This is a genomic window from Pelagicoccus mobilis (assembly GCF_016595505.1).
Classification (GTDB): Bacteria; Verrucomicrobiota; Verrucomicrobiia; order Opitutales; family Opitutaceae; genus Pelagicoccus; species Pelagicoccus mobilis.
Map to the genome: position 1 here is coordinate 1 of NZ_JAENIL010000076.1, position 23,145 is coordinate 23,145.

A 23,145-nucleotide genomic window follows, 5' to 3' on the forward strand; every position below is an offset into this window, starting at 1 on the left:
GTGAAGGGATCTAGTGAGTGAAGCGAACGAGTGTTGATTCTAACACCGCTCCTTCGTCGCTAGACCTTAGCTTCGCCAAGCGATGACCCGGTCTTCGACCGGCAATGACTTTGATTAGGTAGGGCGATGACCCAATTGACTGTATGTTCTAGGACTTGTTGGGCTGCGTTTTTGCGAGGACTGCATCGATTCGTCCCATGAGTTCCGGAGTTGTCCAGACACGGTCTTTTCTGGGGATGATATCTTGTCCTTCTGCGTTAAGGAAACGCACGACCTGATAGTTCCAAGCGGGTTCGCCATACAGTTTGCGAACGCGAGCGTCTTCACCGCCCTTATTATTGTGAATCAAGAGTGGGATGAAGTTCTCCTCTATCCTTTCAACTACGCTCTGATCCGAGAGCACCTCATTTCCGAACTGCTTGCAACCTGCGCAGCCGGGGACCTCCTGAAAAAGAAGGAAGATCGGTTTTCCTGTCTCTTTCGATTTGGCGATGGCTGCTTCGTAGTTTCGTCCCCAAGCCACGTCGCCGACCTCCTCGGGATTCCCCGCTAGACTACTGGAGACAAAAGTCGAAGTCAGAATAATCGCTAGAAGGAGCCTCATGATCAACAGAGTCTTAAGGTGGCTCTTTTATTCCCAAGTATTCGGTATTCTGGCTTTTCTCCCCGTTCGCTTTGGGGGAGCTGAACCATCCGGTTTCCTCTCCTGAAAATTGTTATTGACGAGTTGTCATTAAGACTAGTACAACATTGTACTATAAAACTAGTACAATAAATCAAATGGACTAGAGAAACAAAAGGGAAGAGAGGGTAGTGGGATGCTTGATTTTCAATTAGATCCAAGAAGCGGAGTTCCGTATTATCGTCAGATCATTGACCAGATTCGTTTTGGTATGGCGACAGGTAGAGTGAAAGTGGGGGAGCAACTTCCCACGGTGCGTGCCCTAGCGGTAAAGCTTCAGGTGAATCTGAATACAGTAACGAAGGCCTACAAGGAGTTGGAGATTCAAAAGATCCTCGAGACTCAACAGGGCACGGGAACGTTTATTGGATCCGTAGAAGTGGAAGTGAGCGCTAAGGAACGTCGGGCAAAGCTTAAGGGTTTGTGCGAGGAGTTTGTTAACGCTGCCGCTGTGTACGGGATAGATTCAGGTCAGTTGATCGAGGAATTGAAGAAATACAAAGGAGGAAAAAAATGAGCTTAAGGCTACGCGATGGAACTGGTGTGAGAACAGAAAGCGGCATGAGTGTCGTTTCTTTGACTGTGGGTGCGATTATCATCGTGCCAGTGGTGTTGTTGATGGGAAGCGGGGTGCTCTCCACTGCGCTTGGCGTCTCGCTCATTGTTTTGGGAGTCTTCATTGGCTGCTCGATTCGAATCGCTAATCAATGGGATCGGGCAGTCGTCCTCCGCATGGGGAAGTTCGTCGGGCTGCGAGGACCAGGTATCTTCTTCGTAATCCCAATCGTAGATGAAGTGAGTACCTTCATTGATCAACGGGTGCGGGTGTCGGACTTTCATGCGGAAAAGACGCTGACCAAAGATACGGTACCGGTGAATGTGGACGCTGTTGTGTATTGGATGGTTTGGGACGTAGAGAAAGCTGCCTTGGAAGTCGAGCGGTATAAAGAGGCTGTTTCGTATGTGGCGCAGACAGGTCTTCGCGATATCATAGGACGAAATGATTTAGCTGGCTTATTGCAGCATCGCGAAGAGATCGCGGAAGCACTTCAGAAAACCTTAGATGAGCAGACCAGCCCTTGGGGGATCACTTGTCAGTCTGTCGGTATCAAGGATATCATAATTCCGGAGACACTTGCAGATGCGATGAGTAAGCAGGCCCAGGCTGAACGTGAACGTCAGGCTCGTATCATTTTGGGAACTGCAGAGACTGAAATCTCCGAGAAATTCGCTACCGCGAGTAAGAACTATGCCGAGAATCCTGTGGCCTTGCAGTTGCGCGGTATGAACATGCTCTTCGAAGGTCTCAAGGAAAAGGGCTCCCTGATCATGGTACCGAGCTCGGCGCTTGATTCCATGAACCTTGGCGCGGTCGGTGGCCTCGCGGCTTTGGCTGAGAAACGGCAATCCGAGGAATCTAAGGTGGGCTAGGGAAGTATCCAATCGACTGTTACTCGCTTCACCAAAACGAAGGGGAGCGGGTGACATTCGGTTGCGGTGTTCTGGGGCAGTGATTCATTACTGGTGCCCTAGTCTTTGGCCGGCAATGAGTTCGGCTAATGATTAGTTGGGGTCTCCCCCAATGCTTGCATTTGCTGTTTTGGATGCTTATTTGGTTTTCACGAACTCTCGTAAGCAGCCATGTTGAATATAGCATTGTTTGGACCTCCCGGAGCGGGAAAGGGGACTCAGTCGGAGCGGCTGATCCAAGACTATAATTTGCACTATATCTCGACAGGTGAGATCTTGCGTAAGGAGATGGCGGATAAGTCCCCCCTAGGTGAAGAGGCGCGTAGTATCATCGCCGAAGGTGGACTGGTCTCCGACGAGATTATTGTTCAAATCATAGAAAAGTTCATAACCGACAATCGTCAGGCTAAGGGATTTCTGTTCGACGGCTTTCCGCGTACCTACATTCAGGCTTACATCCTAGAGGGCTTAATGATCAAGTTGCACAGCTCTCTGACCTGCTTGATCAACTTGCAGGTTCCAGAAGAAGTATCCGTCGAAAGACTACTTAATCGCGGCAAGAGTTCAGGTCGTAGCGATGATAATGAAGTGGTGATCCGCAACCGCCTTAGCGAATACAATGAAAAGACTCTGCCTGTGCTACAGTTCTACAAGGAAAAGGGGCTGTGCCATGACGTGGATGCGACTGCTCCGATCGACGAGGTCTACTACTCTATCAAAGAAATAGTCGAGCAGGAGCTTCGTAAGACGCTGCTCAATGTTGTCATCTTCGGCTATCCGGGCTCGGGGCGAGGTTCGCAAGGTAGGGCATTGGCTGAAAAGTACGGATTGGAGTTCGTTGCGACTGGGCCGATGCTGGAAGAGGAGGTCGCTGCGAATACTGAATTGGGAAAGAAGATCCAGTCGCTCTACGAGAGCGGTCAATTGGTTCCAGATGAAATTGTGGTCCCTTTGATCGAACGTCGGATCGAGAATGCGGGCGATGTTAAAGGATTCATTTTCAAGGGCTTTCCACGCACGTTGGTGCAGTCCTACATCCTTGACGGTTTGTTGGAGAAGCATGGTTCATCGATCTCCAAGGTGATAGAGATCGAAGTTCCAACCTTGGAGTTGATCCGCCGCTTGGATGCTCGGAGCAAAACCGATCGCTGTATGCCCTACGACAGCAGCACGCAAAAGATCGTCAAACGGCTTGAAGAGCACGAAATCAAGACCGTGCCGGTTATCAGCAAATACAAGCAATTGCATGGTGTGACTCGAATCGACGGCAAAGCGAGTTTTGAGGAAGTGTCGGCTCGAATCTCCGAAGCGATGGAAGAGAGTCCTGGAATGTCGTAGTTTTTCGACACGGATTGAACGAATTCGTTCGGTTTGGGGGATACCTCACAGCGGATGGCGGCGTTATTGTAGGTCGCCGCGGTGAGGCGACAGAGAGTGGCGGGTCAACGCCCCGCCCTACAGTTTGAGATAAGGTAAGTCTAACCCCCGCTCCTAGCGGTGGGGATCTTCAATCGAGGTGCACGGTCGCTTTTTGACATCGGAAGAAACACTGGGCCTATTGATTTGCACTCGTGGCAGCAGTCTTTAGGCAGTTGTCCAATGTCAGACGCTTATCTCATACCATCGGAAAACACGGAGGCGGAGATAGTGATTCAGAAGAGTCGCTTTATCGCTCAGGCGTTTCTATTGGAGTCTCGGGACGATGTGAATGGCATTCTGGAGGGAATTGGGACGGATCACCCGAATGCTCGGCATAACTGTTATGCCTTTATTGCGGGTGCCCCTAACGATACCCAAGCCTATGGATTTAGTGACGATGGGGAACCGAATGGAACCGCTGGCAAACCAATGCTCAAGGTGTTGATGCATTCAGGGATTGGTTGTATTCTTGTAGTGGTTACGCGTTATTTCGGAGGAATCAAGTTAGGCACTGGTGGGCTCGTCCGAGCTTACACAGATGCGACGAACGAAGTACTGGCCGGTTTGAAAACCTCTCTATTAGAGGAGAAAACAGAGGCTAAGCTCAATGTCAGCTATTCGATGGAACCACTCATTCGAAACCACCTTGATAAGCTATCGATCGACTTCAGCGTAGACTACTCGGATACCGTGGCCTTGACGCTGAGCCTGACTGCCGAACAGAGGGAACAACTGGCGATTCAGCTTGTTGAACATAATTTGACGCTCCTTTGATTGGGGAATGCCGGGAGCGATTCTAATTAGAGAGTTGGCTTGGCGTTGAGCTTAACAGGATAAGAGCGAATCATTGCAGAAATGAGATGGAGAAATCTCCAGGAGTTGCGCTATTTTTTCTTCAGTGGCGCTCTGAGCAAATTTTGAAAAATGAAACGTTCTCAAATCAACAAGGCGTTTAAAGACGCTTCCTCTTGTTTCGCTCAAACCTGTTGGGCCCTTCCGCCGAATGCGGCTTGGGATATCACGGACTTCGGTATGGGGAAGTTCGATACATTGGGTATCACACTGGTCAACTTAGCTGAGGAGAGTGAGTACTGCGAAAAGATTATCTATATCCGAAAGGGGCAGATGGTACCGAATCACGCTCACAAGGTTAAGAAGGAGGATATCATCTGTCGGAATGGGATTCTTGCCTTGAGGCTATGGAAGGGGCATCCGGATCACGATCCCGAAGAGTCGTTCGAGATAAAGGTGAACCGGGAATGGAGATCCTTCCGTTCTGGAGACGTGTTGACACTTGAGGCTGGCGAGCGGGTGACGCTTGAGCCGCTCGTTTATCACATGTTCTGGTGCGAAAGTGACGAGTGTGTCATTGGTGAAGTCTCAACCGCTAATGATGACGCGAACGATAATTTCTTTGTGGATACGGAACTGGGACGTTTCTCATCGATTGAGGAAGATGAGCCGGCTTTGCTGAGGCTGCTGAATGAGTGAGAGCGGAAACTGTTGACTAAAGGAAACAGCTGCCGGTCGAAGGGATCTTACTGGGTAGCTGATCTAAGGTCCTTCAGCTTTCTCCAAGGACCCAGGCGCGTTGGGCGTCGGTGACAGGCATCGGCTTTCCTCGGGCTTTGTGTAGCTTGTCGAATACGTCTTCGGCTTGAAGGGAGCAGGCGAGCATGAGAGCAGCGGCTAGGGTGCCGGTGCGGCCAACTCCGCCGCGGCAATGGATGGCAATGTTCTTTCCTTTGCTCAGTTCCTTTTTGAGGGAATGGACGAATTTCATGGCAGCCTCTCGATCATCAGGAACCTGGTGGTCTGCGATGGGAAAGTTGAGGTATTCGAGATCGGACTGCGCGCAGAGCTCGGCTTCTTGCTCCAGACCTTGTGCTATCAGCTCTTCGGCTTGCAGCAAGCTGACGACGATGTTGATTCCTTCAGCTTTGAGAGCGGCAATATCCTCGGCCACGGTGCCGTCGCCTTTGCCTGGTTTGGGCATCACGTAGAGGTTCCCTTCGAGCAGGGGGCAGACTTTGTAGAATTCGGTCATAGCTAATTCGTATCGAGCGACCGGAAATCAGGTAAATATCGCGAGGTAGGGCAATGGAATAATGCTCACTCTTGCACTGCGTGTGGTTTTAGGTTCTTTGGTCATGCCGGTAGCTCAAACGCTCTGTCCGAGCCCTATGCTGAATCCTTTAGTGACTCCAATTCTATTTGGACGCGGGCGATGAGTGGGGCGATCGTATCGGTTGAGAAATCGAATTTGATTCCCGCTGCGGCGAAAAGTTCGGGGAGGGGACGGGTGCCGCCGAGGGCGAGTGCTTTACGGTAGTTGGCGATGGTTGCCTCTGGTTCTTGTTTGTAGTTTTGCCAGACTTGGAGAGCTCCAATCATGGAGATGCCGTATTCAATATAGTAAAACGGCAAACCGAAGAGGTGCATTTGGTAGTGCCAGAGCGTTTTGCGTTCAGATTCTAGACCTGACCAGTCAACTGTATCGCTGGAGAAACGTTGGTGGATCTTTATCCACTGGTCGGTTCGTTCTTCAGGGCTATGGTCGGGGTTTGTGTAGATCCAATGTTGAAACCCGTCGATGGTCGCAACCCAAGTAAGTATCCGAATTGCGAATTCAAAGATGAAGCGCTTGGCCCTGATTACATCTTCAGGCGAATAGAACTCGTCGTAAAAGTCAGCCGCTATGAATTCCATGGACGTGCTTGCGACTTCCGTGAACTCTTGGGTTGGAAATCTTAGGAACATCAGGTCGATGTGCTCGAAGGCTTCGAAGCTGTGGAAGGCGTGGCCGGCTTCGTGGATCAAGGTTCGGACGTTTCCTTGGGTGCCAGATGCTGAGTTCGCCAAACGGAGGGTTCGGGAGAGATTTAGACAGGGCGGGCACAGGATCCCTGAGGATGTGATCGTGAGACGATATCAGAGGTCGCTATGCAATTTTTCTGCAGCTTATCTTAGCATAGCTGACAATTGGGTCCTGCTTGATGGCAGTAGTACGCCACCAGCTGAAGTTGTACGAGGCAGGCGAGGTAAGTGTATCGAAGTCCTAGATACGGGACGTGTTAGTCAGGTGCGTGATTTACTAACGGGCGACGAGGGGATTGTTTCTGAGTCCGCACGAGATTATGGGATTATGAACCCTGCCTATATCGATGATCTCTCGGAAGTATTGAAGAAGGTGGGCGAGTTTCTTGAGGAGCAGAACAGAAATCCGGTTGATCCTGCGTTGCTTTAAACGGGCTGGGTTTCCAAACTAGCTCCTCGTTGGTTCGGGATCAAACCGAAGCCTTGTCCCATCATACGTGTTGTGGCCGTTGGGGATCAGGCTTCGCATAAAGCTACGCCCGACACGCGACGGCCGCTACCTTTTGAACTCCTTATTTGCTGCGCCCTTTAAAATACTTCTCTTGGCCGGTGCAGGCTAGGACGGAGCGCCAGAGCGAGCCGTTGATGTCGATCTTATGGCGTTCGTAGGTCGCAACGGGAATCGGGACGTTAACGAAGCTGCGATTCCAGTAGCCGATTACCATGTTGGTCTTGCCGGCCATGGCTGCGTGTACGGCGTACTCGGCCAGGCGATGACAGAGGATTTGGTCGGTTCCTGAAGCTGGCACGCTGCGGATCGAGTAGCTCGGATCGAAGTATTTCAGCGAAACTGGGATCTTGAGATCGGCGAAGTAACTCTTGAATCGGTCGCAGAGGAATGTGCCGATGTCGTGTTTGAGTACGTTGCCGGAGGCGTCGCGCTCCTCGCCGAGACCGTTAAAGTTTGATTGGCCAGCGCCTTCGGCAACCGCGATGATGGCGTGGGACTTTCGGCGAAAGCGTCGTTCGACTGCTTTGAGGAGACCGTTCGGTCCGTCGAGGGTCCATTCGTCTTCTGGAATGAGGCAGAAATTAACCACTGGGTTTGCGAGGGCTGCGTTGGCGCAAATGAAGCCCGAGTCTCTTCCCATCAGTTTCACGATTCCCAAGCCATTGTAGACCGATCGGGCTTCGACGTGGGCGGCGGTAATGACGGGTGTAGACTGGTAGACTGCGGTCTCAAAGCCGAAGGTGCTACCCACGAACTGCAGATCGTTGTCGATCGTTTTGGGAACGCCAACGACCGAGATTTCGAGTCCGCGCCGTTTGATTTCTTTCGCGATTTGGGCGGCGCCTTTGAGGGTACCATCGCCCCCGATGGTGAAGAGCATGTTGATTCGCATGTTCACCAGATTTTGCACCATTGTCTCCACGTCTTGGCCGCCTCTGGAAGTCCCGAGGATCGAGCCGCCTTCCATGTGGAGGGTATCCACTTTGTCCGCATCCAGCATCACAGGAGGATAGGTTTTCGGATCCGCTAGCCCGGCGTAGCCGTAATGGATTCCGAATACGTCCTTGATGCCGTACTCTTGGTTCAACGTCTCTACCACCCCTTTTATGACCGAATTCAGACCAGGGCAAAGACCGCCGCAGGTGACAATGGCAGCTCTGGCGAGCAGCTGAGGTTGAAAAACTTTCGCTCTCGGGCCGGCGGTCTCCATCGATGGGATGTAGCCGAGTTCCTCTTGATACCTGGAGAGTTCCTGAGAATCGCTCACGGCGACGATTCTCTCGTCGTCGCTGACGAATTTCAGGCGTTCGCCTACGAGAGGGCTGGGGACTTGGCATTCGCCCAGCGTTTCCACGTTAAAATCGAATTTTGAGAGATCGAGGTCCATAGGTTGAAAGGCTAGGATGGAGCAAGCGATAGGGTGCCCCGTCTAGTCAAGCCGTGATGGTTGGGGAAAGTCGGATATGTGGCAATTTCAGCGACCGTCGGGGGAGTCGTACGAAAGTTGCCTGCTTGCTGAGCCTATTGGGGGCATGTTGGGCCAGCTTCCTGTCATGGATTCGATAGTTTAACTGTTTCGAATCCTTGGCTATGCAGGCTGAATCAACTGAGATCATTCGATGCGTTTGCTGATGTCTATGTGTATAATCTCTTTGCTAACGTCTTGCGGAGTTGGGACTGGGACTCGATATGGTGAGGATCTTGAGCTCCTTAAGTTGAAGACAGCGGTGGTAGAACTCGTAGCGAATGAAGGGAGGGCTCGAGTTATGGTAGTTCCCGAGTACCAAGGCCGAGTGATTACGAGTACCTTTTCAGGTGAGCTGGGCGTGAGCAACGGATGGGTTAATAGGGCCGCACTTGATGAAGACAATGTCACCGGTGGAAAAGTGGGCGGCGAAGATCGCTTGTGGATTGGGCCGCTGGGGAGTCAGTTCTCGTTTTTCTTTCAACAGATCGAGCCTATCAGTGATGACAACTGGCTTGTGCCGGTGTCGATGAATCATGAGCCATATGAAGTGCTGGCGTCTGATTCGAAATCGATACGAATGCGGAAGGAGATGCAGCTGACGAATTTCGTTGGGACGGAATTCGAGTTAGAGGTGTTTCGTACGGTTTCGATTTTTGATGAGGAGAGAGTGAAGAGGGAGCTGGGTGTCGAGTTGGCGGATGGAGTTGACTTTGCGGCCTATGAGAGTGCTCACGAACTATTTAATCGCGGCGAGAAGGCCTGGAGTAAAGAAACCGGTCTGGCTGGGCTCTGGAGCGCTGGGATGTTCGAGGGGAGTGATGATGGGGTAATGGTTATACCACTACGAAGGGTCGCGACGCTCGATGAGATACTGCAGTATCTCGGGCCGCTTGATGAGTCGCGACTGCGCTTGCTCGGGAGAGTGCTGCTGTTCAAGGTCGACGGACGCTATCGCAGCAAGATTGGTGTGCCGAGGGAGTTGGCTCCTGATCTCTACGCGAGCTACTTGCCAAGCAAGAAGCGACTGACTATTAACCAGTACAAGCAGACCGATGATTCGCTCTACTTCAATTCAGAGGTTTCGGTTCAAGAAAATCCATATTATGGAGAAGTAATTCCGATCTATAACCATGGGACTAAAGACTACTCGCCAACGGATACGACCGCGTTCTTTGAGATGGAGTCCGTTGCTCCGATGCTTGAGTTGAAACCAGGCGAGTCGAAGACGCATTTCCACCGGATCTATCACTTCTCAGGGAACGAGGAGGAACTGACTAAAATCGCGGAGGAGTTGCTAGGGGTGGATCTTACTGAATGTAGTTTTTGACGATGATCGCCTTCGGCGAGAGATGATAGCTTCGCTAACATGATGAGTTCTGTATCATCGCTGGCGAAGCCATCGTCGTTTGACGTCAGTCAATCATCGTTAATGAATGGACGGCACCTCGGCGCGGTGCCCTACAGTTGAGTTGCAGACACTGTGAAGCTGAATTGGTATTCGCCAGGGCGGATACGGTATTGCTCTTGGGCGTCGGGACCGCAGCTGGCGGTGCCTAGGCCGCGCTGGTGGTGATCGATCGTGATAATGGTTTCCGCTCGGGGAGAGAGATCCTTCGTATGCTTGGCTCGGAAGAGATCCTGAGCGGTGAAGTGGCTGGCTCCGCCTTCGAGCAGGGAGTTCATTGTGAAGACAGCTGAGCGATCCTTGCCGTCTCCCAACGCGAGCCAGCGCAGATCGGTCTTGTTGCCGTGCTCCTGTGGCATGATGTAGGGGACGTATTGCTCGGTGACGGTGCCCTCGAATTTGGATACCCAGGTGCCGGCTTTGCGATCCCAGTAGCTTTCGTGTGGGCCCATGCCGTACCAGTTGAGTTGCTCCATGCCCTCGGGGGCGACGAGCTGAACGCCGAGGCGCGGGAAGTCGTCACCTTTTTTGCCAACGGTGAATTGGCAGTCGAAGGTGACTGTAGCGTCGGGGCGGATACAGGCGCTAAGTTCGAGCGTGGTGCCAAGTGATTTGCCGTCGACGATGGCTTGCTGCTTGGTGTTGATGGTGATAGAGCCGTCTTTTGCCTTGATGATCTTAGGGCGGGAGAATTTGAGTTCGTAGCGGTCGAGCCCTTGCTTGAGCCACTTGGAGATCATGCGGTTGGGTTGATTGTCGTCCCAGAGCTTGATTCCGTCGTTATCGGTGAGACCGCGGAAGAGGTTGAGGCAGGGGCCTTCGGTGAGGATGGTCTTTCCGTTTAACTGGAGATTACGGAGGCTAGGGCCGCTGTTGTGGATCTCGACTTGGAGGGACTCGTTGGCGATTGAGTGACCGAATTTCGTCTTCTCGAATTGTAGTGGTGATCCGGTGACGGATTTGGCTTTTTTCGCCTTAGAGTTTTTCCAAGGGAGTTTGATTTGTTCCCACGCGAGCTCGTAGCCCTCGGTAGCCCAAGGCGTATCCTGCGAGAGACTGTATGAGAAGCGGATGAAGGCTTCGCTGCCAGTGGGGATTGTTTGGGGCTTTAGCTTGAGGTCGATGGTTTGGCTTTTGCCCGCGGTTGCTGTTATGGCGGGGAGTTTGCCAGTGGCGATTGATTCGCCATCGACTTCGATAGTGTATTCGCCTTGGAGATACGAGAGGTCGGTGAAGTTCTGTTTATTGAGGAGGGAGAACTTGCCCTTGGCTGCATTGATCGCGGTGATGGCGAGCGGCTGGGCGATCTTCTTGAACTCCTGCATGCCCGGGTGAGGGGTGCGGTTGGGCCAGATGAGACCGTCGGCGCAGAAATTGGCGTCGTGACGGTCTTCGCCGAAGTCACCGCCGTAGGCCCAGTAATCCTTGCCGTTTTCATCTTGGACTTTGACGCCGTGGTCGAGCCATTCCCAGATGAAGCCGCCTTGTAGGCCGTGGTATTTTTCGAAGAGTTCCCAGTAGTCGGCGAGGCCACCGTTGCTATTGCCCATGGCGTGCGAGTATTCGCAGGGGATGAAGGGGCGGTAATCGTCGGTTTCCTTGGCCCACTTTTCGACGTCGGCGTGCGTAGTGTACATGGGGCAGACGATGTCGGTGGCGTGGTGGCCGCGGGTCCAGTCGTTGACGCCTTGGCCCCACTCGCGGCGGACGGCGCCTTCGTAGTGGAGGGGACGGCTGTCGTCGAAGCGGCGTATCCACCCGGCAATGGCATCATGGTTTTCGCCGTAGCCGGATTCGTTGCCGAGGGACCAGGAAATGATGGAGGGGTGGTTCTTGTCGCGGAGCACCATGTTCATACCGCGGTCGAGGAAAGCGTTGGCGTAGCGGGGATCGCGGCAGATGCAGTCGTAGTAGTGGTGGGACTCGATGTTGGCTTCATCGATGACGTAGAGGCCGTATTCGTCGCAAAGGTCGTACCACTCGCCGGTGTTAGGGTAGTGGGAGCAGCGGACGGCGTTGAAGTTGTGCTGCTTCATGAGCAGGATGTCTTTGATCATGGTCTCGCGGGAGACGACCTTGCCGGTGGTGTCGTCCCAATCGTGGCGATTGACACCCTTCATGTAGACGAGCTTGCCGTTGATGAGGAGTTGGCGGTCTTTTATCTCAACGCGTCGGAAGCCGATTCGGGTGGAGGTGGCTTCTATGGTTTTGCCTTTTGCGTCCTTGAGGGTGATGAGCAGTTTGTAGAGGTGCGGGGTTTCCGAGTTCCACTGGAGCGGCTGCTTGATGGTAGTGCGGAGTTTGACGTGTGGTGAGGAGCGGTAAAGCCAGTCGCGGAAGCTGTCGACCGGCGCGGAGATGGGCTTCTTGAATTGGGTAGTGCCGTCGGGCTTGTAGAGTTGGACGTCGAGGGTGAGGCCCTTGAGCTCTGGTTGGGCGAGCTTCACGTTTGCGAAGAGGTCGAGCTCGCCGTTTTTGAAGTCGTCGTCGAGTAGTCCCTTGGCAAATACGTCCTGAATGCAGCTTTGCTCTTGGGCGTAGAGGAAGACGTCGCGGTGCAGTCCACCCATCCACCATTGGTCCTGATCTTCGATGAAGGTAGCGTCGGACCATTTGATAACGGTGGCGACGAGGGTGTTTTCGCCGGGGTTGAGATGCTTGGTGATGTCGAACTCGGAGGGGAGGCGAGTGTCCTTGCTCATGCCGACAAAGGCTCCATTGAGATGAATGGAGAGTACGCTTTCAGCTCCGCCGAAGTGGAGGATGATGCGCTTCTTGTTCCAGGCCTTGGGGCAGGAGAAGGTGCGGCGGTAGACGCCGGTCGGGTTTTCCTCTGGGACCTTCGGCGCTTGATGGTCGAAGGGCATTTGCACGTTGGTGTATTGCGGGTGCCCGTAGCCTTGCAGCGTCCAGTTGCCGGGGACTTGCACGGTGTCCCATTTACCCTTGGTGTTGGGCTTGTTGATGTTGGCGGGGACTTCCTCTGGTTTACCAAAATAACGGAATTCCCAGTCACCGTTGAGATCGAGCTTGCGGGCTCGTTTGCCTGATAGGGCGTCATCGGCGCTCTTGTAGGAGAGCAAAGGGGAGCGGCCAGGGAGGCGGTTGACGTGGGTGAGTTCGGGGTGTTCCCAGTAACGTGTGATCATTGAAAGAAGAGAGCTGTTTGGTTTGGTTGGGAGAAAATGGGTAGATGAGGGGGATGGAGTGTCCGGAATGCAGACTTTACAAGAGTGTTCCTTGCGCACAAAGTGCAAATGAATGTAAGTGTTGTTTACGTGCAATACGCCATTCGTGACTAATTATTCTATTTTCCGTATCCCTAATCCCGTATCATGGCAGAGCAGCCTATCTTCCGAACCATTAGAGAACAAGTCGTCCACAAGTTGAGGAACGACATCATCGGTCAAGTTTATGCACCCGGTGAAAACCTACGTGAACATGCCCTTTCCAAGACCTATGGGGTGAGTCGTTCGCCAATTCGCGATGCTCTTCTGCAGTTGGCGCAGGAAGGTTTGCTGGTGGCGACTCCGAATTGTGGAGTTCGCGTAGCTCACAGACTCGACGAGGAGCTTCAACCACTGGTGGTCGATGTTCGTTTGCGTATCGAAGGGTTCGCTTTGGATCGGGCCATGAAGAAGATGGATGAGAAGGGGGTTGCGTTGATTGATGCCCGTCTCGAGGCCCATCGCAAGAACTGTGAGGCCCAAGACTTGCCGGCAATCGTGAAGAGTGACATGGAGTTTCACCAAGCGATCATCGAGTTGGCGGACGTGCCGGAGCTCTCATCGCTTTGGCAGCCGATCATCGCCAGCATGATGCTTCACTACGAGCGTCACCGCGATTGGATGGAAAGCTATAAAGAACACGAAGCCATCGCAGATGCGATCAAGGCTGGTGACAAGAGAGCTGCTAAAAAGGCGCTCACTGCCAATATCAAATAGCGGGATTATTTTCGCTTAAATAGTTCAATTTAATCGAGGGCCTGCACACCGTGCAGGCCCTTGTTTCTTTGGGGCCAGAAGGTAGAACATTAGTCGAAGACTGAAGTCGGGCCCCGAGGGAGAAAGCGCTTTACAGTTTGGATATTGTATGCAATGTCCTGTTTCTAACCTCGCCCCGTCGGACGTCCTCGATGTCTCAAAACTCACCCGAATCAGGGTACAAACAAGAGGTTTTCAGTAAGTTAGAAATGAAAGCAGCAATCTACGAAGGAAGTAAGAAAATCGGTGTTGGCGAAAGTGAAGCCATCGCCCCGGGCGCTGGCGAGGTACGTTTGGATGTCGCCTACTGCGGTATCTGCGGGACAGATATCCACATTTTCCATGGGAACATGGATGGCCGCGTCGATATGCCGCAGGCAATCGGCCACGAAGTGTCTGCGGTTGTCGCTGAAGTAGGCGAAGGAGTAACAAATGTGAAGGTCGGCGATAATGTTGCCGTTCGTCCATTGCTCTTCGGCGAGCCAAGCAATTTTGACAAGGGCTTCCCGCACGTGGGCAAGAACTTGAAGTTCATCGGTATCGATTTGCCAGGTGGCATGCAGTCCTCTTGGACAGTTCCTGCCTACACGCTACACAAGCTTCCGGAAGGCATGTCCCTCGCTCATGGAGCGATGGTTGAGCCAGCGGCGGTTGCGACTCACGACGTTCGTCTCGGTCGCGTCAAGGCGGGTGAAAACGTGGTTGTAATCGGTAGTGGTCCAATCGGCCTGCTCATCGCCCTCGTCGCGAAGCAGAAGGGCGCTCGGGTTATCCTCTCCGAGGTGAATGAGAACCGCCTCGATTTCGCCACTTCACTCGGCATGGACGTGGTCAACCCGATCAAGGAAAACGTAGCCGAAAAGATCAGCGAGCTCACCGATGGAGCGATGGCTGACTGTGTGTTCGAAGTTTCCGGTTCCGCTCCAGGTGTCGAGGTCATGACTGAGCTCGCGAATGTTCGCGGCCGTATTGTGATGGTGGCGATTCACCCGCAGCCAAAGCCTGTTAACCTCTTCAAGTTCTTCTGGTCAGAGCTCGAGCTTATCGGTGCTCGCCTTTACGAGGAGTGTGACTTCGACGAAGCGATCGCTCTCATGGCAGATGATAAACTCTCTATCGACAAGCTCATCACGGAGATTTGCCCGATCGAAGAGGTGCAGGAAGCCTTCGAGAAGATCGACGCGAACCCAGACGGCATCAAGTACTTGATCAAGTGCAACTAGTCTGAATCCAAAACTTTAATACAAAACATAATCTACAGATATCATGTCTAAAATCTCATTCGATCTGAGTGGAAAAATCGCTCTCGTCACAGGCGCCACACACGGCATTGGAATGGCAATCGCCAAGGGCCTCGCTCAGCAGGGCGCTAAGATCGTCGTTAACGACATCGACGACGAAAAGCTCGAGTCTTGTAAGGCTGAATACGCGAAGGATGGAGTAGACGTTTACACGCTCAACTTCAACGTTACAAGCGAAGAAGACGTTGATCGCGGTATCTCTCAAATCGAGAAGGACGTTGGTCCAATCGATATCCTCGTGAATAACGCGGGAATCATCAAGCGCGTGCCAATCCTCGACATGCCTGTTGAAGACTTCAAAACAGTCCTCGACGTTGACTTGGTTGCTCCGCTTATCATTGCGAAGCGCGTTGCTCCAGGTATGATCGAGCGTCGCGCCGGTAAGATCATCAACATGTGCTCTATGATGAGCGTTTACGGTCGTAACTCTGTATCCGCTTACGCGGCTGCAAAGTCAGGCCTCAAGCTCCTCACTCAAAACATGTGCTGTGAGTGGGCGAAGTACGGTCTTAACATCAACGGTATTGGTCCGGGTTACATTGCGACAGCGCAGACAGCTCCGATTCGCGTAGACGGCCACCCGTTCAACGACCTCATCATGACTCGTACTCCAGCAAAGCGTTGGGGTGAGCCATCCGATCTCGCGGGCGCAGCAGTTCTTCTCTCTTCCCAAGCCGGTGAGTTTATCAACGGCCAAGTCATTTACGTAGACGGTGGCATCATCGCCAACTTCGGCTACGTAAAGGGCGAAAACGACCTTTAATATAACCCAGTCCTCGAGAGGAAGGGACGTGTAGGGTCGTCCCTTTCTTTCGTAGTTACCCCTCAAATACACTAAATCTAAATTAGAAATTCGAATATGTCACAGATGGTTGAGACAGACGGCGGAGTAGAGCACTACCGCATGTACATTAATGGCGAGTGGAAAGACGCGATTTCCGGAGAAAAGGAAAACGTCGAAAGCCCTACAAACGAAGAGGTGATCTATACGGTCCCAAAGGGTGGCGTAGATGACGCGAAGCTCGCACTCGAAACAGCGGAAGCCGCACAACCAGCTTGGGCTGCGATGCCAGCGGTCGAGCGCGGTAACATCCTCATCAAGTTTGCGGATCTCATCCTGAAGAACAAGGAGCGTCTCGCTCGCATCCTTGCTCGCGAAATGGGCAAGACTTACGAGCTCGCACTTGGCGAAGCTACTGTCTCTGCCGACTTCATCAATTTCCCAGCTCAAGCCGCACGTCGTCTCGAAGGCGATATTATGCCATCCGACTTGCCGAATGAGCACATCATGATCCACAAGGTACCTTACGGTGTGACCGTGGGGATAGCTGCTTGGAACTTCCCGCTTGCGCTCGCTTGCCGTAAGATCGGCCCATCTCTGACCGCCGGTAACACGATGGTGGTTAAGCCACCTTCCGTAACTCCAGTTGCTGTTCTTGCGCTTGGTGAGCTTGCGAAGGAAGCGGGTATCCCAGATGGCGTTCTCAATCTCGTAACCGGTGGTGGTTCAACAATGGGCGAGGAGCTCGTGACGAATCCGATCACTAAGCTCGTGACTATGACTGGTTCCACAAAGACCGGTCAGCACATCCACCGTGCGGCGTCCGACAACCTCACCGAAGTTCGTCTCGAGCTCGGCGGTAAGGCGCCTTTCATCCTGCTCGAAGACGGCAACGTCGACAAGGCGGTGGAAGCGGCGACCGTTTCTCGTCACCTCAACAACGGTCAGGTTTGTACCTGCCCAGAACGCTTCTACATCCACGAGGACGTTTACGATGAGTTCCTTGAGAAGTACGTAGCGGAGGTTAAGAAGCTCAAGCTTGGCGATCCTCTCGATGCCGACACGGACGTTGGTCCAAAGGTAAACGCATTCGAAACTGAGCAGATGGCGAAAACCGTTGAGAATGCGGTTGCTCAAGGCGCAAAGATCGCATGCGGCGGTAAGCGTCCAGAAGGTGCGGAATTCGAAAAGGGGCACTGGTATGAGCCAACGGTTCTCACCGAGTGTACCAACGACATGGACGTGATGCGCGAGGAAGTCTTCGGCGTGGTTAGCCCGATCACTAAGATCAGCAGCTACGAAGAAGCTCTCAAGCTCGCTAACGATTGTAAGTACGGTCTCGCAGCCTTCGTCTTCACTAACGACATGCGCCGTATCCAAAGAGCGGTACTCGAACTCGAGTTTGGCGAAGTCTACATCAACCGTCCGATGGGCGAGCAACGCCAAGGTTTCCACAATGGACACAAGCTCAGCGGTACCGGCGGTGAAGACGGTAAGTACGGTATGGAGAACTACCTCGAGAAGAAGACCTTCTACGTTAACTTCAACGACTAGTCGTTTCCGGTGAGCAACAAGATTACTGAGATTCAATCCCGTATCTATGAAGTGCCTCTCAAAGAGGTACTGGTGGATGCTAAGCACGGTAACCATACTCACTTCGAGTTGGTTATTGTGAAGGTAGTCATCGAAGACGGGACAGAGGGGTATGGGTACACCTATACCGGTGGCAAAGGCGGTCGCTCGACCAAGGCGATGATCGACTACGATTTCGGAAACTTCTTGCTCGGCAAGGACGCTTCGAAAGTCGAAGAGCTCAACGATGAAATGGAGTGGCATATCCACTACGTTGGTCGTGGTGGCATTTCTTCTTTCGCCATCTCCGCGATCGATATCGCGCTCTGGGATATCCGCTGTAAGAAGGCAGGAAAGCCGCTCTGGCAAATGGCTGGAGGAGCAGGAAGCACCTGTAAGGCTTACCGCGGCGGTATCGACCTCGAGTTCCCGCTTCCGAAGTTGCTTGATAGCATGCGTTCGTATCTGGATTCTGGATTCAACGCAGTTAAGATCAAGATCGGTAAAGAGAACCTCGACGAAGATGTTGAGCGCATCAAAGCTGTTCGTGAGCTCGTTGGCCCAGACATTACCTTCATGATTGACGCGAATTACTCGATGAGCGTTGAGAAAGCGATCGAGTGCTGCGAACGTGTGAAGGAGTGCAATATCTTCTGGTTCGAGGAGCCAACGCTTCCGGATGACTATCTCGGTTTTGCAAAGATCGCCGACGCGACGGGTATGCCGCTCGCAATGGGGGAGAACTTGCATACGATCCATGAATTTGGATACGCCTTTGAACAAGCGAAACTCTCCTTTATTCAGCCGGATGCTTCCAACTGTATGGGAATCACTGGCTGGTTGAAGGCCGCTGAACTTTCGCGTAAATATGACCTCCCTGTTTGCTCGCATGGAATGCACGAGTTGCACGTCAGTCTTGTATCCGCTCAGTCGAACAGCGGTTGGCTCGAAGTACATAGCTTCCCGATCGATGAATACACAACCCGTCCACTTGTTTTGGAAAACCACCGTGCGGTAGCTCCAGATACACCAGGTACAGGAGTCGTATTTGATTGGGACAAACTCGCCCCGTATCTGAGGGACGAAACCACATTTTCTGCTGAGGCAGCAGGGGTCGCCTAGCGAAATCAACTGCCTCGCTGATTGTCTGTAGTTCTTATTATATCAAAAACGCCCTTCGGAGACGGAGGGCGTTTTTCGTGTAGATGGATACGTAGCGCGGAGCTTCAGCCCGCGTTTTGTTCTGGGGAGGAGAGTTTGTTTCTTAGGGGCTTTGCGGCTTCGCGTGAGGCGTAGCGTTGTGATGATCCTGTAATATGGACGCGGGCTGAAGCACCGCGCTACGGTTTAGCCCTCCAAGAACTCGTTGTGCTCTCCGATGTGAGGGGCACCGAGCGGACTGTAGAGTCGTTGACTGTTGATGCGGATGGGGCAGCGGGTGGTGCGGAGTGTTTTGCCGCTGCTCGTTTTCACTTCCTGTTCCATCTCGAGAACCTTGTAACCTTCGTGTTCGACGAGCTGTTGGTAGTCTAGGACTTCGGCGCACCAGATGTCGGCGGGCTCGAGGACGTCGAGCCAGGCTTGGGTGGTACCGGTCTTCAGGTGGTCTGCCAATTGGCGCTTTATCGCGTCGCGTTCGGAGAACCAGGTCTTGGGATCTTGGTAGGCGAGCAGCGAATCGCAGCCGAGCAGTTCGCCTAGTTGGGTGATTGAACCCATGGCTAGCGCGAGGTGCCCATCCTGAGTTTCGTAAACGCCGTAGGGTGCGCCGACGAGAGGGTGGGCATTGTTTGTCTCAGTGCGATTCACTGGCTCGCCACCGTCTTGCCAATAGATGGTTAGTGGCTCGAATTGGAGATCGAGAGAGCTCTCGAACATATTGACATCTACCAGTCCGCTTTCGCCGGTACGATCACGGCGAACAAGGCAGGCTAGGAGTCCTTGGGCGAGTTGGGCACCCGCGAGAATGTCGACTACAGCAACGCCCATCGGCACTGGGCCGTCGTTTTGGTTGCCGCTAAATTGGGTGAGGCCGGAGAGGGATTGCACGAGCAAATCCTGGCCTGGCTTGCCGGCCCAAGGTCCTTCGTCGCCGTATCCAGAAATCCGACCGTATACGATATCGGGCTTGATGGCCTTCACGCTTTCGTAGTCGAGGCCGAGGCGCTTCATCACGCCAGGGCGGAAATTTTGCACAACCACGTCCGCTGTCTTGAGTAGCTCCTTTACCTTCGCGATTCCTTCCTCGGTTTTGAGGTCGGCGGCGTAGCTGAGCTTGTTGCGGTTGATTGCGTGGAAGATGGTGGATTCTCCTTCGATTTCGGTGTCGCTCACGTAGAGCTCGCGACAGATATCGCCGCGACCGGGGCGTTCGATTTTGATGACACGAGCTCCGAGGTCGGCGAGACGAAGCGATGCGGATGGGCCGGAAAGGAACTGGCTGAAATCAACGACGGTGATCCCTGCGAGTGGAAGCTTGTTGGGATCGATTTCGACTGGAGTATCGGACTTTGCCTCGGTTGATTCGAGAAGTGTATCCACTGCTTCGTTACCGGATCCAATTGCTGGAGAAGCGATGTCTGAGAAGAGGCGTTCACCATCGATGCGGATCGGGCAGCGTGTGGTGTAGAGGGATGCACCGTTGTCGCGCTTGACCTGCTGTTTGAACTGCAGGGTTTCAAAGGCTTCGTGAGTGAGCAGCTTTTCGTAGTCGAGCACCTCGGCGCACCAGATGTCTGCTGGCTCGAGAATGGAGAGCCAGTGCTGGACGCTTTGCGTGTTGAGGTGGGTTTCGATGACTTGGTAAATCTCAGCCCGCTTGGAGAAGGAGTCGTCTTGGGTGTAGGCTTTGAGTGGCTCGCAATTTATGAGCTTGGCTAGAGTCTGCAGGTCGCACATGCCGAGAGCGAGATGGCCTTCGCTACATGGATAGACGCCGTAAGGAGATCCTAGATACGCATGAGCGTTTCCTTTTTGTGCTCGTGCGGGTTGGCGACCGCCGTCTTGGAAGAAGGTGGTGAGTAGCTCGAATTGAATATCGAGGATGGATTCGAGCAGGCTGACTTCGACGCGGGCTCCACGTTTGCTGGCGAGAGCTGCGATGAGTCCCTGAGCGAGGTGGGTGCCGCAAATCATGTCGGCGATAGCGAGTCCGAATGGGGTCGGGCCGTCGCTCGCATTGCCGCTGAGCCAATCGAGTCCGGCACGGGATTGGGCGAGAAGATCTTGGCCGGGTTTGAGCTTCCAAGGGCCCTCGTGTCCGTAGCCGGTGACTTCGCCGTAAACGATGTTCGGGTTGAGTTCCTTGGCCTTGCTGTAATCGAGTCCAATCTTTTCCATGACGCCCGGACGGAAGTTGTGGGTCATGACGTCGGCGCGACGGATGAGGTCTTTGACTTTCTCGACGTCGTCCGGGTTCTTGAGGTTGGCCGCGAAGGACTGCTTGTTTCGGTTGATCGTGTGGAAAACCAAACTATCCCCATCGAGGATCATGTTCTTGGTCGCGAGGGCGCGGCAGGCGTCGCCTGCTCCGGGACGTTCGACCTTGATTACGGTGGCTCCGAGGTCAGCGAGTCGGAGACCACAGTAAGGGCCAGCTAGGTATTGCGCGAATTCAAGGACGAGGACGCCTTCGAGGGGGAGATTGGTTTTCATGTTGTTGAGAGAGAGGGGGAGGATTAGGCAACGCCGGAGCGTTGCCCTCCTACGATAGTCCGTTGGTGGACGCTATTTTTTCGGCCGCTTCTTGAGTGGCTTTGATGAGTTCGTCGTGGTCGGTTTTTGAGTCGCCCATGGTTGAGCTGACGTAAGAGATGGCTACGGTGGCGAGGATGGGACCTTCGGGTACGCCGACGCGTACTGAAATGTCGGTTACGCCGTGAGTGACCTTGCTATCATCGTAGTGATAGCCGCGTTCTCGGATCGTTTCGAGTTCCTTGAGATAAGAGCTGCGGTCTTTCTTGCTCCAACTTTGATAGAGGGAGTCTTGATCAAGGATCTTGCTGCGTTCGTTTTCGGAAACGCTTGAGAGCAGTATTTTCCCGGAGGTCGTGTTGACGAGCGGGAAGCGGCTGCCTTCGGCTATCGAAAGGGATACGGGGCTGGCACTGCGGGTTTGGCAGACAACCATAAGGGCATTATCGTCTAAAATAGAAAGGTGAGCGGCATGCCCGACTTTATCGGAAAGCTCTTTCATCGCCTCGATTGCAGAACCGCGGAGCGACTCGATGGGAGAATGGGTGTGGCTCAGGTGATAGAGCTTAAGAGAGAGGCGGTACTTGCCGGAGGCCCCGTCGCGGATGATGTATCCGCGGATTTCGAGGCGTGAGAGCATGCGGTAGATTTCTGTGGTGCTGCGCTCGAGGGCTTCAGCGATGTCTACCTGTGACTGTGGGGTGCCTACTCGAGAGAGGTATTCGAGGATGTCGAGGCCCTTGTCTAGTGCGGGTGCGGCGTACTTGTTCTCGTTTTTCGTTGACGACATTGAGATTAAAATATGAAAGAAGTTTTTAGATTTGAAAGATTAAGACTGTCCTATGTCAAACAACTTAACTACTCTGCGCGGTATTACTTGGAGTCATAGCCGCGGGTTTACGCCAATGGTGGCGACTGCACAACGATTCTCGGAACTAAATCCGAATGTTCGCATTACTTGGGAAAAACGCTCTTTGCAGGAGTTTGCGGACAAGCCAATCGCTGACCTCGCCAAAGCCTATGATCTTCTCGTCATCGATCACCCTTGGTCGGGCTTTGCGGCTGCGAGTGGTGTGCTGGAACCGTTGCAGAATTTGTTGTCGGATGAATTTCTTGCCGACCAGGCTGCAAACTCGGTGGGACAGTCTCACAAGAGCTACGAATACGATGGCAAGCAGTGGGCCCTCGCTATCGATGCGGCGACTCCCGTTTCGGCTTACCGCAAGGATTTGCTTGAGGCTAACGGCCTTGAGTTGCCGAAGACTTGGGAGGACCTGATCGAAGTCGGGAAGAAGGGCTTGCTCGCATGTTCCTCGATCCCGCTCGATGTGTACGGTAACTTTTTGAATCTCCTCGCCACTGACGGAGCGGAGATTTTCGCAAACTCAGAAGAAGTCGTGGAGCGTGAGGCTGGTTTGCTCGCTCTCGAGCGCTTGAAGGAGATGATGTCTTACATTCCGGAGCGTTTCTATGAGATGAATCCGATCGCAGCTCTTGAAGAGATGTCTCAGGAGGACTGCTGCGCTTACAATCCTTACGTCTACGGCTATTCGAATTACGGCCGCAGCGGTTACGCTAAGAAGATCGTGAACTTCGGCGAAGTGATTTCTACTCGTGAAGGTCTGCCAGGTCGTACCATGCTCGGCGGCACGGGTCTTGCGGTATCCGGCGAGTGTCAGCACAAGGAGATCGCGGGGCAGTACGCTGCCTTTATGGCGGCTCCAGCGACCCAGCGTGAAATCGCTTTCTACAGTGGCGGTCAGCCTGGACATCGCACCGCTTGGGAGAGTGATGAGTGTAACGCTTTCACTAGTAACTTCTTCCGCGATACCTTGCCGGTACTCGATCGCGCCTTTGTGCGTCCACGTTACGCTGGTTATCTTGAGTTTCAGGACAATGCCGGCTTCCCGATTCATGACTTCTTGAAGAAGGGTGGTTCGGCAGCGGATACCTTGGACGCAGTCAATGCTCTTTATCGCGAGAAAACGGCAGTGAACGCGTAGGCGGGTTTTTGCTGGGTAGGGCGGACTGGCCCAGTCCGCC

20 protein-coding genes and 1 pseudogene are annotated in these 23,145 nt (G+C 53.3%); 13 read left to right on the forward strand and 8 right to left on the reverse strand.

The genetic code is table 11. The annotated features are described in order from the left end of the window. Positions 1-148: 148 nt before the first annotated feature. A complete protein-coding gene (locus tag JIN87_RS25250) occupies positions 149-604 on the reverse strand; it encodes a thioredoxin family protein (protein ID WP_200358937.1) in 456 nt (151 codons plus the stop codon). Positions 605-818: 214 nt separating this feature from the next. On the opposite strand from JIN87_RS25250, the gene JIN87_RS25255 reads away from it, so the two are divergent. The 5 genes from JIN87_RS25255 (at position 819) to JIN87_RS25275 (ending at position 5,062) form a co-directional block, all read left to right on the forward strand. After that, on the forward strand, positions 819-1,199 hold the full coding sequence (locus JIN87_RS25255) for a GntR family transcriptional regulator (protein WP_200358939.1): 381 nt from the start codon (positions 819-821) through the stop codon (positions 1,197-1,199). After that, positions 1,196-2,113 carry a slipin family protein gene (locus tag JIN87_RS25260; protein WP_200358940.1) on the forward strand — a complete coding sequence of 306 codons (918 nt, stop codon included), beginning with the start codon at positions 1,196-1,198 and terminating at the stop codon, positions 2,111-2,113. Before JIN87_RS25255 ends, JIN87_RS25260 begins: the two co-directional genes overlap by 4 nt. A gap of 210 nt (positions 2,114-2,323) precedes the next feature. Beyond that, the gene (locus tag JIN87_RS25265) at positions 2,324-3,490 is read left to right on the forward strand and encodes an adenylate kinase (protein WP_200358942.1); all 1,167 of its coding nucleotides are present in this window, start codon (positions 2,324-2,326) and stop codon (positions 3,488-3,490) included. A gap of 261 nt (positions 3,491-3,751) precedes the next feature. Next, positions 3,752-4,345 carry a YigZ family protein gene (locus JIN87_RS25270; protein ID WP_200358944.1) on the forward strand — a complete coding sequence of 198 codons (594 nt, stop codon included), beginning with the start codon at positions 3,752-3,754 and terminating at the stop codon, positions 4,343-4,345. A 150-nt stretch (positions 4,346-4,495) separates the two neighbouring features. Then, entirely contained in the window at positions 4,496-5,062 is a 567-nt protein-coding gene (locus tag JIN87_RS25275) for a D-lyxose/D-mannose family sugar isomerase (protein ID WP_200358946.1), read from the forward strand. Positions 5,063-5,135: 73 nt separating this feature from the next. On the opposite strand, the gene JIN87_RS25280 is transcribed toward JIN87_RS25275, so the two are convergent. Beyond that, a complete protein-coding gene (locus JIN87_RS25280; RefSeq protein WP_200358948.1) occupies positions 5,136-5,618 on the reverse strand; it encodes a protein-tyrosine phosphatase family protein in 483 nt (160 codons plus the stop codon). Between the two features lie 134 nt (positions 5,619-5,752). Next, complete coding sequence (locus JIN87_RS25285; protein ID WP_200358950.1) at positions 5,753-6,433, reverse strand: M3 family metallopeptidase; 681 nt, start codon at positions 6,431-6,433, stop codon at positions 5,753-5,755. Between the two features lie 220 nt (positions 6,434-6,653). Here JIN87_RS25285 and JIN87_RS28430 point away from each other — a divergent pair, with 220 nt between their 5' ends. Next, on the forward strand, positions 6,654-6,818 hold the full coding sequence (locus JIN87_RS28430; RefSeq protein WP_234033611.1) for a hypothetical protein: 165 nt from the start codon (positions 6,654-6,656) through the stop codon (positions 6,816-6,818). 142 nt (positions 6,819-6,960) lie between these two features. On the opposite strand, the gene JIN87_RS25290 is transcribed toward JIN87_RS28430, so the two are convergent. Then, positions 6,961-8,286 (reverse strand): ATP-dependent 6-phosphofructokinase, encoded by a 1,326-nt coding sequence (locus tag JIN87_RS25290; protein WP_200358952.1) that lies wholly within the window; start codon positions 8,284-8,286, stop codon positions 6,961-6,963. A 244-nt stretch (positions 8,287-8,530) separates the two neighbouring features. Here JIN87_RS25290 and JIN87_RS25295 point away from each other — a divergent pair, with 244 nt between their 5' ends. Next, the gene (locus JIN87_RS25295) at positions 8,531-9,694 is read left to right on the forward strand and encodes a DUF6786 family protein (RefSeq protein ID WP_200358954.1); all 1,164 of its coding nucleotides are present in this window, start codon (positions 8,531-8,533) and stop codon (positions 9,692-9,694) included. Between the two features lie 131 nt (positions 9,695-9,825). On the opposite strand, the gene JIN87_RS25300 is transcribed toward JIN87_RS25295, so the two are convergent. Then, positions 9,826-12,921, reverse strand: a complete 3,096-nt coding sequence (locus tag JIN87_RS25300) for a glycoside hydrolase family 2 TIM barrel-domain containing protein (RefSeq protein WP_200358955.1) — start codon at positions 12,919-12,921, stop codon at positions 9,826-9,828. Between the two features lie 186 nt (positions 12,922-13,107). Between JIN87_RS25300 and JIN87_RS25305 the strand changes: the two genes are divergently transcribed. The 5 genes from JIN87_RS25305 to JIN87_RS25325 all read left to right on the forward strand — a co-directional run bounded on the left by JIN87_RS25305 (position 13,108) and on the right by JIN87_RS25325 (position 18,531). Next, positions 13,108-13,716 carry a GntR family transcriptional regulator gene (locus tag JIN87_RS25305; protein WP_200358957.1) on the forward strand — a complete coding sequence of 203 codons (609 nt, stop codon included), beginning with the start codon at positions 13,108-13,110 and terminating at the stop codon, positions 13,714-13,716. Positions 13,717-13,964: 248 nt separating this feature from the next. After that, positions 13,965-14,978, forward strand: coding sequence for a zinc-dependent alcohol dehydrogenase (locus JIN87_RS25310; RefSeq protein WP_200358959.1), 1,014 nt, complete (start codon positions 13,965-13,967; stop codon positions 14,976-14,978). A 43-nt stretch (positions 14,979-15,021) separates the two neighbouring features. Next, the gene (locus JIN87_RS25315; RefSeq protein WP_200358961.1) at positions 15,022-15,819 is read left to right on the forward strand and encodes a gluconate 5-dehydrogenase; all 798 of its coding nucleotides are present in this window, start codon (positions 15,022-15,024) and stop codon (positions 15,817-15,819) included. Positions 15,820-15,924: 105 nt separating this feature from the next. Further along, entirely contained in the window at positions 15,925-17,391 is a 1,467-nt protein-coding gene (aldA, locus tag JIN87_RS25320; protein ID WP_200358977.1) for an aldehyde dehydrogenase, read from the forward strand. Positions 17,392-17,400: 9 nt separating this feature from the next. Then, complete coding sequence (locus tag JIN87_RS25325) at positions 17,401-18,531, forward strand: mandelate racemase/muconate lactonizing enzyme family protein (protein WP_200358963.1); 1,131 nt, start codon at positions 17,401-17,403, stop codon at positions 18,529-18,531. Positions 18,532-18,756: 225 nt separating this feature from the next. Here JIN87_RS25325 and JIN87_RS28975 read toward each other — a convergent pair whose 3' ends face one another. From JIN87_RS28975 to JIN87_RS25340, 3 genes and pseudogenes are all read right to left on the reverse strand, one after another. Continuing rightward, positions 18,757-19,899 carry a CoA transferase gene (locus JIN87_RS28975; RefSeq protein WP_200358979.1) on the reverse strand — a complete coding sequence of 381 codons (1,143 nt, stop codon included), beginning with the start codon at positions 19,897-19,899 and terminating at the stop codon, positions 18,757-18,759. Between the two features lie 75 nt (positions 19,900-19,974). Then, positions 19,975-21,063 (reverse strand): annotated as a pseudogene (locus JIN87_RS28980) (CaiB/BaiF CoA transferase family protein); the annotation flags it as partial. 49 nt (positions 21,064-21,112) lie between these two features. After that, positions 21,113-21,892 (reverse strand): IclR family transcriptional regulator, encoded by a 780-nt coding sequence (locus tag JIN87_RS25340; protein ID WP_200358965.1) that lies wholly within the window; start codon positions 21,890-21,892, stop codon positions 21,113-21,115. A 52-nt stretch (positions 21,893-21,944) separates the two neighbouring features. On the opposite strand from JIN87_RS25340, the gene JIN87_RS25345 reads away from it, so the two are divergent. Further along, positions 21,945-23,105: an ABC transporter substrate-binding protein gene (locus tag JIN87_RS25345; protein ID WP_200358975.1), complete on the forward strand. Its 1,161-nt coding sequence runs from the start codon at positions 21,945-21,947 to the stop codon at positions 23,103-23,105. The last annotated feature ends 40 nt before the right edge of the window (positions 23,106-23,145 follow it).

What these genes read in the sequence shown, in the direction of transcription:
- JIN87_RS25250 (WP_200358937.1), bottom strand. Translation starts at nt 604, where the DNA reads ATGAGGCTCCTTCTAGCGATTATTCTGACTTCGACTTTTGTCTCCAGT.
- JIN87_RS25255 (WP_200358939.1), top strand. Translation starts at nt 819, where the DNA reads ATGCTTGATTTTCAATTAGATCCAAGAAGCGGAGTTCCGTATTATCGT.
- JIN87_RS25260 (WP_200358940.1), top strand. Translation starts at nt 1,196, where the DNA reads ATGAGCTTAAGGCTACGCGATGGAACTGGTGTGAGAACAGAAAGCGGC.
- JIN87_RS25265 (WP_200358942.1), top strand. Translation starts at nt 2,324, where the DNA reads ATGTTGAATATAGCATTGTTTGGACCTCCCGGAGCGGGAAAGGGGACT.
- JIN87_RS25270 (WP_200358944.1), top strand. Translation starts at nt 3,752, where the DNA reads ATGTCAGACGCTTATCTCATACCATCGGAAAACACGGAGGCGGAGATA.
- JIN87_RS25275 (WP_200358946.1), top strand. Translation starts at nt 4,496, where the DNA reads ATGAAACGTTCTCAAATCAACAAGGCGTTTAAAGACGCTTCCTCTTGT.
- JIN87_RS25280 (WP_200358948.1), bottom strand. Translation starts at nt 5,618, where the DNA reads ATGACCGAATTCTACAAAGTCTGCCCCCTGCTCGAAGGGAACCTCTAC.
- JIN87_RS25290 (WP_200358952.1), bottom strand. Translation starts at nt 8,286, where the DNA reads ATGGACCTCGATCTCTCAAAATTCGATTTTAACGTGGAAACGCTGGGC.
- JIN87_RS25295 (WP_200358954.1), top strand. Translation starts at nt 8,531, where the DNA reads ATGTCTATGTGTATAATCTCTTTGCTAACGTCTTGCGGAGTTGGGACT.
- JIN87_RS25300 (WP_200358955.1), bottom strand. Translation starts at nt 12,921, where the DNA reads ATGATCACACGTTACTGGGAACACCCCGAACTCACCCACGTCAACCGC.
- JIN87_RS25305 (WP_200358957.1), top strand. Translation starts at nt 13,108, where the DNA reads ATGGCAGAGCAGCCTATCTTCCGAACCATTAGAGAACAAGTCGTCCAC.
- JIN87_RS25310 (WP_200358959.1), top strand. Translation starts at nt 13,965, where the DNA reads ATGAAAGCAGCAATCTACGAAGGAAGTAAGAAAATCGGTGTTGGCGAA.
- JIN87_RS25315 (WP_200358961.1), top strand. Translation starts at nt 15,022, where the DNA reads ATGTCTAAAATCTCATTCGATCTGAGTGGAAAAATCGCTCTCGTCACA.
- aldA (WP_200358977.1), top strand. Translation starts at nt 15,925, where the DNA reads ATGGTTGAGACAGACGGCGGAGTAGAGCACTACCGCATGTACATTAAT.
- JIN87_RS25340 (WP_200358965.1), bottom strand. Translation starts at nt 21,892, where the DNA reads ATGTCGTCAACGAAAAACGAGAACAAGTACGCCGCACCCGCACTAGAC.
- JIN87_RS25345 (WP_200358975.1), top strand. Translation starts at nt 21,945, where the DNA reads ATGTCAAACAACTTAACTACTCTGCGCGGTATTACTTGGAGTCATAGC.